At 56.0% G+C, this 268-nt stretch carries 1 protein-coding gene; it reads right to left on the reverse strand.

Going from position 1 to position 268, the window contains the following annotated elements; genetic code table 11:
* On the reverse strand, positions 1–268 hold a 268-nt coding region (locus P8629_RS11945), incomplete at both ends, for an acyl-CoA dehydrogenase family protein (RefSeq protein WP_336618929.1).

Consider the following 268-nt stretch of genomic DNA (forward strand, 5'->3'; position numbering starts at 1 on the left):
TGAGATACACCTTGCCATTTTTGCGGGTGTAGCTGGTGGTGGCACTATTATTATCGGAGCCTGCTCCCGGCTCGGTTAATGCCAGCGCATACGCCGGATCGCCCGTTTCCATGGTGCTTTCTGCTGTTTTACGCAGCTGCTCGGCGGAGCCAAAACGTCGCATGCTGTGGATGCACTGACCGTTAGTGATCAAAAAAGCGGGCGCGCCACATTTTGACACTTCCATCAGCGCCAGCATCTGGGTGACGTAATCAGCCGGTATGCCGCC

This window comes from Hydrogenovibrio sp. 3SP14C1 (assembly GCF_029625905.1).
Taxonomy (GTDB): Bacteria; Pseudomonadota; Gammaproteobacteria; order Thiomicrospirales; family Thiomicrospiraceae; genus Hydrogenovibrio.